Origin of the sequence: Bartonella sp. AA56HLJMS, from assembly GCF_042197145.1 — a bacterium.
Lineage (GTDB): Bacteria > Pseudomonadota > Alphaproteobacteria > Rhizobiales > Rhizobiaceae > Bartonella.
In genome coordinates this window covers 109,132-115,131 of sequence record NZ_JBHIRL010000008.1, presented here as the reverse complement: position 1 = coordinate 115,131, position 6,000 = coordinate 109,132, and the positions used below count along the sequence as shown (strand labels likewise).

Below are 6,000 nucleotides of genomic sequence, written 5' to 3'. Positions count from 1 at the left end.
CGCTTGTGACGTGCAAGTAAGTGGTTTTGATTGATTCAAGATAAACAGATTTGAAATGAGAGAATCCTACGTTATTCGGGCGTCTAATTCAATATGAACAGAGCTAGATTATCATTATAAATCAATATCTTGTATCTGTCATACAAGAAGGTGTTCACGGTATAGCCAACGAAAACACGACTATCAATCTCTATGGACCAGCCTTTAATGTTTTAGTTGCATCCGGTCTGTTAGGGTATGTGAGTGACGGCAAACAAATTATTATTGGCTTTGATGGGAATAGATATGACTTTGTAAGCAGAATTATTGGCGGTAATGGCTATACTTATGAGACAATACCTGCTGGCAGTAACTGGTGGAAAGTGATCATGAATCCCATAAGTGCCCATACTTGTCTTGGAGATGCGAGCCAAGTATGTCGGTATGTTTATGGCTCATCCAATCGAGTACAAAATAAGAAAAAAATCTTGGTATTAGTTTTCAGGAAGATATTGTCGATTGTGATGACAACGATGCTGTTAAGCAGCGTATAGGATTGATCAATGGTTATTTGAAGTCAGTAGTGAAGGAAGGTTGGGTGGATATTACTGAAGGGAAGAGCCTTTTTGATTATTGTATAATAGAAAAATCTAATAGTGATCACGATACTGTCAGTGGTTTTGTAGATTATTGTTTACAAATTAAAGCAAATAACCTCTTTTTTTATTTACATGAGAGAAGTAAAGGGTTTCGTTGGTTTTTTTGTTTTAAAGTTCTTACAGAAGTTCGCAGGCATAGAAGCAAAAATGGAATAGTTTTTTTATTGGATGAGCCAGCAAATAATTTACGTATTCATCCACAGAGAAAAATATTAAGCTCCTTACAAACGTTATCGAGCATAAAAGGCAATAAAGTAATTTATTCGACGCATTCCCCTTATCTTATTAACGACGATAATTTGGATAATTTGTTTACCGTACGTAATGAAGCAAATGATTTTGAAGCGCCTCGAATTGTTTGTGAAAGATTTCTGGAATTAACTACATCTACTGAAGAAACTGTGAGGGCTGTTGAGCCTATTGTTCAAAAAACATGGATTACACATCTTGGAACAGGAGCTGATTGGATTATAAAAAAATTTAATGGAGTTGCTGCTAATGCAAAGAAGGTAAATCACATTGCTGATTGCGTGAAACATATTATTGGTGGATAATTTTCTCAGTTTATGCCGTAAAGCTTATACCCTTACGCGTTTTATTTAAATACTTACACCCTTTGGTAAAATTTTACGGAAACTTCGCATTGATCACTCCGAACACTTCTTAGATATGGCTAAGAAATTAGATATATCTGTAGGATTTTTATCTTCTGTCGAGATTAGCAAAAAATCTGTTCCTGTAGGACTGGAGGAAAAGATCATAGAGCTTTATGGTTTAGATCAAGAGGTAGCAGAAATTTTGAAAAGAGAATCGGATTCTTATTGTAAAAGTTTCACTATAAAGTCTTCTGATACATTTAGATGTGAAGCTGTTGGTATGTTTGCTAGACTGATAAACATTATTTCACAAGAAGATTTAGAACTATTAAAAAATTGTTAGAGAAAGCTGGCAAAAAGAATGCGCTTTGTAAAGGAAAGAGTAAAAACCATATTCCCCTAACTTTATTTAGGCATCCCTTATCTTTTAAAAATATATGAAGAATCAAAAACTTAATAGGAATATAAAGCTATATGGTGGGCGATGAGAGACTCGAACTCCCGACATCCTCGGTGTAAACGAGGCGCTCTACCAGCTGAGCTAATCGCCCAATGCAATGATCAGCAATTGAATGGAGACTCTTTAAGGAAAAATTTTTCTAAACGCAAGAATAAAGATGGTATTTGATAATTTTTTTTAAAAATGCATAATCCTTCTTGACATAAACGCATGAACCCCTTACACGACCGCTTGTACCAAATTAAATTGGTTCGAAAAAATGCGCGGGTGTAGCTCAGTTGGTTAGAGTGCTGGCCTGTCACGCCGGAGGTCGCGGGTTCGAGCCCCGTCACTCGCGCCATTTTTTGATTCCTTATGAAATTTCCTTTTTAAAATATCCATATGCTATGAGTGATGTGGTGGAGTGTTTGATTGGGAATAAATATGTTTTTTCTTTCTTTTTATATGGTTTATAAGAATAGGGCTTGCGTCTTTCTTTGCTCTGCGTTACCTATGCCGATAAGAAAAGTATCGCTCTGTATGCCTTTGAAGCAGTATGAATAGAGTTAATAGAGCGATTGTTAAATTTGTCTGTTTGGTCTCGCAATATTGAATCATTGTGTTAAACTCAGGCATTTCGTTACGATGGAAGAGGGTTATGGCTTATTTATTGAGCTCTTATTTGCCAGTCTTGATTTTCATTATTGTGTCAGCGGTTATTGCTGGAGTTTTGTTGATTACACCTTACATTGTAGCATATCGTTCCCCTGATCCTGAAAAATTATCGGCTTATGAATGTGGGTTTAATTCATTTAGTGATGCACGCATGAAGTTTGATATTCGTTTCTATTTGGTGTCAATTTTATTTATTATTTTTGATCTTGAAGTTGCATTTCTTTTTCCTTGGGCTGTTTCATTCGAATCAATAGGTATGTTTGGCTTTTGGTCGATGATTGTGTTTTTAGCGATTTTGACTATTGGATTTATATATGAATGGAAAAAAGGAGCCCTTGAATGGAATTAAGATCTAATAATTCAACGATTGAGGCTCCAAAACCAAAAGGAATTATTGATCCAAATACTGGTGGGCTGATAGGATCTGACGATAAGTTTTTTCGTGATATCAATGCTGAATTATCAGATAAGGGGTTTTTAGTTACCTCGGCAGATGCTTTGATTACTTGGGCACGTACCGGTTCTTTAATGTGGATGAGTTTTGGTTTGGCTTGTTGTGCTATCGAAATGATGCAATGCTCAATGCCTCATTATGATAATGAGCGTTTTGGATATGCACCACGAGCTTCACCCCGCCAGTCAGATGTGATGGTGGTGGCAGGTACTCTAACAAATAAGATGGCTCCTGCTTTAAGAAAAGTGTACGATCAGATGCCAGAGCCACGTTATGTCATTTCTATGGGATCATGTGCAAACGGTGGGGGATATTATCATTATTCCTATTCAGTAGTGCGGGGATGTGATCGTATCGTGCCTGTCGATATATATGTCCCAGGGTGTCCACCTACAGCAGAGGCATTATTATACGGCATATTGTTGCTACAGAAAAAAATCCGTCGTACCGGATCCATAGAGCGATAGAGAGTTTTCTTGTCATGGTGGATGAAACATTGGTTGAGCTTGCTGCTTATTTGGAAAACAAATTAAAAAATAAGCTTGAAGAGACTGTTCTTGCTTTTGGTGAATTGACCATTGTGGCACGTCTTGATGCAATTATCGATGTCTTAATGTTTGTTCGTGATGATCCTCGCTGTCAATTTATTAATCTTACAGACATTAGTGGTGTGGATTATCCTTTTCGCGATAAGCGCTTTGATGTTTCTTACCAATTGTTATCTCCTCGTGAGAATTTACGCTTACGTGTAAAAGTTCGTACGGATGAAAATACTCCTGTTGCTTCAGCTTGTACGGTTTATCCTGGCGCAGAGTGGTATGAACGTGAAACGTATGATATGTATGGGGTTTTATTTTCAGGACACCCAGATTTGAGACGGATTTTAACAGATTATGGGTTTGAAGGATATCCTTTACGCAAAGACTTTCCTGTGACAGGATTTGTTGAATGCCGTTATGATAATGAAGCAAAGAGGGTGATTTATGAGCCTGTTGTTTTGCGCCAAGAGATGCGTAATTTTGATTTTCTTTCTCCTTGGGAAGGAGGACAGTATACTTTGCCATGTGATGGGAAAGCAGATGAAAAAAAATAATATTGGTTTTGATAAGGCATTATATTAGAGTACTGTATTTCTTAAATAATTAAATATTTTTTAGCGTGATAGATTTTTTGATATTTGATATGAAGTTTTTTAAAAAGCAAGGGGTTGATTGTGGCTGAGGTCAATGTTCGAAACTTTAATATCAATTTTGGTCCGCAGCATCCTGCCGCGCATGGGGTTTTGCGCATGGTTCTGGAGCTGGACGGTGAAGTTGTTGAGCGTGTAGATCCACATATTGGGTTGTTGCATCGCGGTACTGAAAAATTAATGGAAACAAAGACTTATCTTCAAGCTGGTCCTTATCTAGATCGTTTGGATTATGTCGCTCCTATGAATCAGGAACATGCTTTTGTTCTTGCTATTGAAAAGTTATTAGATATAAAAGTTCCTAAAAGAGGGCAATTAATACGTGTTTTGTTTTCTGAAATTGGGCGTATTCTTAATCATTTGCTTAATGTAACGACACAGGCAATGGATGTTGGTGCTTTAACACCACCGCTTTGGGGATTTGAGCAACGTGAAAGATTGATGATTTTTTATGAGCGTGCCTGTGGTGCTCGTCTTCATGCAAATTATTTTCGTCCTGGTGGCGTGCATCAAGATTTACCAGAATCTTTAGTTGAGGATATTGGTGATTTTATTGATCCATTTCTTATTTCTCTCGGAAAACTTGATGCGCTTGTGACCCCAAATCGGATTTTTAAGCAGCGTAATGTGGATATTGGCGTTGTAAGTATTGATGAAGCTTGGGCACGCGGTTTTTCTGGGGTTATGATTCGTGGCGCTGGTGTTCCATGGGATTTGCGTAAAAGTCAGCCTTATGAATGTTACGATGAAATGGAATTCGATATTCCTATAGGTAAAAATAGCGATTGTTATGATCGCTATCTTATTCGTATGGAAGAAATGCGTCAATCAGCGAAAATTATGCGCCAATGTGTGGAGCGTTTACTGAGTACTGAAAAAAATGGACCGGTTTCGAGCTTGGATCGCAAAATTGTACCACCGACGCGGAGTGAAATGAAAAGCTCGATGGAAGCACTGATTCATCACTTTAAACTCTATACGGAAGGTTTTCATACACCTCCTGGAGAAGTATATGTTGCTGTGGAAGCTCCGAAGGGTGAGTTTGGTGTTTATCTTGTTTCTGATGGAACCAATAAGCCTTATCGTGTCAAGTTGCGTGCTCCTGGGTTTGCTCATCTCCAAGCTATGGATTTTTTAACCAGAGGTCATATGTTAGCAGATGCTACAGCTATTTTGGGTTCGATTGATATTGTTTTTGGGGAGGTTGATCGCTAATGTCCGTACGCCGTCTTGCAGATGATGTTTATCAGCCTGCTGAGTTTTCTTTTACAAAAGAAAATCAGATATGGGTAAAAAATACCATAAAAAAATATCCTGCAGGGCGTCAGCAGTCTGCTGTAATTCCATTATTAATGCGTGCTCAAGAGCAAGATGGTTGGGTGACACGTGCTGCGATTGAGCATATTGCTCAGATTCTTTCCATGGCTTATATCCGTGTCTTAGAAGTTGCTACTTTTTATACTCAGTTTCAGCTTAAGCCTGTTGGAACAAAAGCGCATATTCAAGTTTGTGGTACAACGCCTTGTATGTTACGTGGTTCTGATGAATTGATTAAAGTTTGTCAGAAAAAAATTCATCATGAACCTTTTGCGACCAATCAGGATGGAACCTTATCATGGGAAGAGGTGGAGTGTCTTGGTGCTTGTGTGAATGCTCCGATGGTTATGATTTTTAAAGATACTTATGAAGATCTTACAGCTGAACGCCTTGAAGAAATTATTGATGCATTTGAAGCAGGTAAGGGTTCTGAGATAACGGTTGGTCCGCAAAATAGTCGTAAATCGTCGGAACCGATTAGTGGTTTAACTTCTCTTATTGATGATGAGAAAGAAAAAAAGATCTCTCAAGTCTTCACCAAAAAAGGATAAGGAAAGAATGGGGAACATAATTAAGTATTTTTCTTGAGAAAATATTTTATTATTCTACCCATGATGGCAACATTTAACGAAAAGTAAGAAATCTTGAAAAGATATTTAAAAATTGCATTTGAGGAAAAGCAGAAAATGCTA

The 6,000-nt window shown here is 37.6% G+C and carries 5 protein-coding genes, 2 tRNA genes and 2 pseudogenes; 8 read left to right on the top strand and 1 reads right to left on the bottom strand.

Features of this window, described 5'->3' with window-relative positions; genetic code table 11:
- Positions 1 to 577: 577 nt before the first annotated feature.
- A complete protein-coding gene (locus ACFINI_RS05890; RefSeq protein ID WP_375646760.1) occupies positions 578 to 1,192 on the top strand; it encodes a hypothetical protein in 615 nt (204 codons plus the stop codon).
- 49 nt (positions 1,193 to 1,241) lie between these two features.
- A pseudogene (locus tag ACFINI_RS05885) lies at positions 1,242 to 1,675 on the top strand (XRE family transcriptional regulator).
- 34 nt (positions 1,676 to 1,709) lie between these two features.
- Here the strand turns inward: ACFINI_RS05885 and ACFINI_RS05880 are convergent.
- Positions 1,710 to 1,785: transfer RNA gene (locus ACFINI_RS05880), tRNA-Val, on the bottom strand.
- Positions 1,786 to 1,957: 172 nt separating this feature from the next.
- Here ACFINI_RS05880 and ACFINI_RS05875 point away from each other — a divergent pair.
- The 6 genes and pseudogenes from ACFINI_RS05875 to nuoE all read left to right on the top strand — a co-directional run bounded on the left by ACFINI_RS05875 (position 1,958) and on the right by nuoE (position 5,896).
- Positions 1,958 to 2,034: transfer RNA gene (locus tag ACFINI_RS05875), tRNA-Asp, on the top strand.
- Positions 2,035 to 2,331: 297 nt separating this feature from the next.
- Positions 2,332 to 2,697 carry an NADH-quinone oxidoreductase subunit A gene (locus ACFINI_RS05870; protein WP_005773599.1) on the top strand — a complete coding sequence of 122 codons (366 nt, stop codon included), beginning with the start codon at positions 2,332 to 2,334 and terminating at the stop codon, positions 2,695 to 2,697.
- Positions 2,688 to 3,269: a NuoB/complex I 20 kDa subunit family protein gene (locus ACFINI_RS05865; protein ID WP_375606831.1), complete on the top strand. Its 582-nt coding sequence runs from the start codon at positions 2,688 to 2,690 to the stop codon at positions 3,267 to 3,269. Before ACFINI_RS05870 ends, ACFINI_RS05865 begins: the two co-directional genes overlap by 10 nt.
- A gap of 14 nt (positions 3,270 to 3,283) precedes the next feature.
- A complete protein-coding gene (locus tag ACFINI_RS05860) occupies positions 3,284 to 3,895 on the top strand; it encodes an NADH-quinone oxidoreductase subunit C (protein ID WP_375611876.1) in 612 nt (203 codons plus the stop codon).
- Between the two features lie 120 nt (positions 3,896 to 4,015).
- Positions 4,016 to 5,206 carry an NADH-quinone oxidoreductase subunit D gene (locus ACFINI_RS05855; protein ID WP_375611877.1) on the top strand — a complete coding sequence of 397 codons (1,191 nt, stop codon included), beginning with the start codon at positions 4,016 to 4,018 and terminating at the stop codon, positions 5,204 to 5,206.
- Positions 5,206 to 5,896, top strand: a pseudogene (gene nuoE / locus ACFINI_RS05850) (NADH-quinone oxidoreductase subunit NuoE). The gene ACFINI_RS05855 and the pseudogene nuoE overlap by 1 nt, the downstream one beginning before the upstream one ends.
- Positions 5,897 to 6,000: the final 104 nt, after the last annotated feature.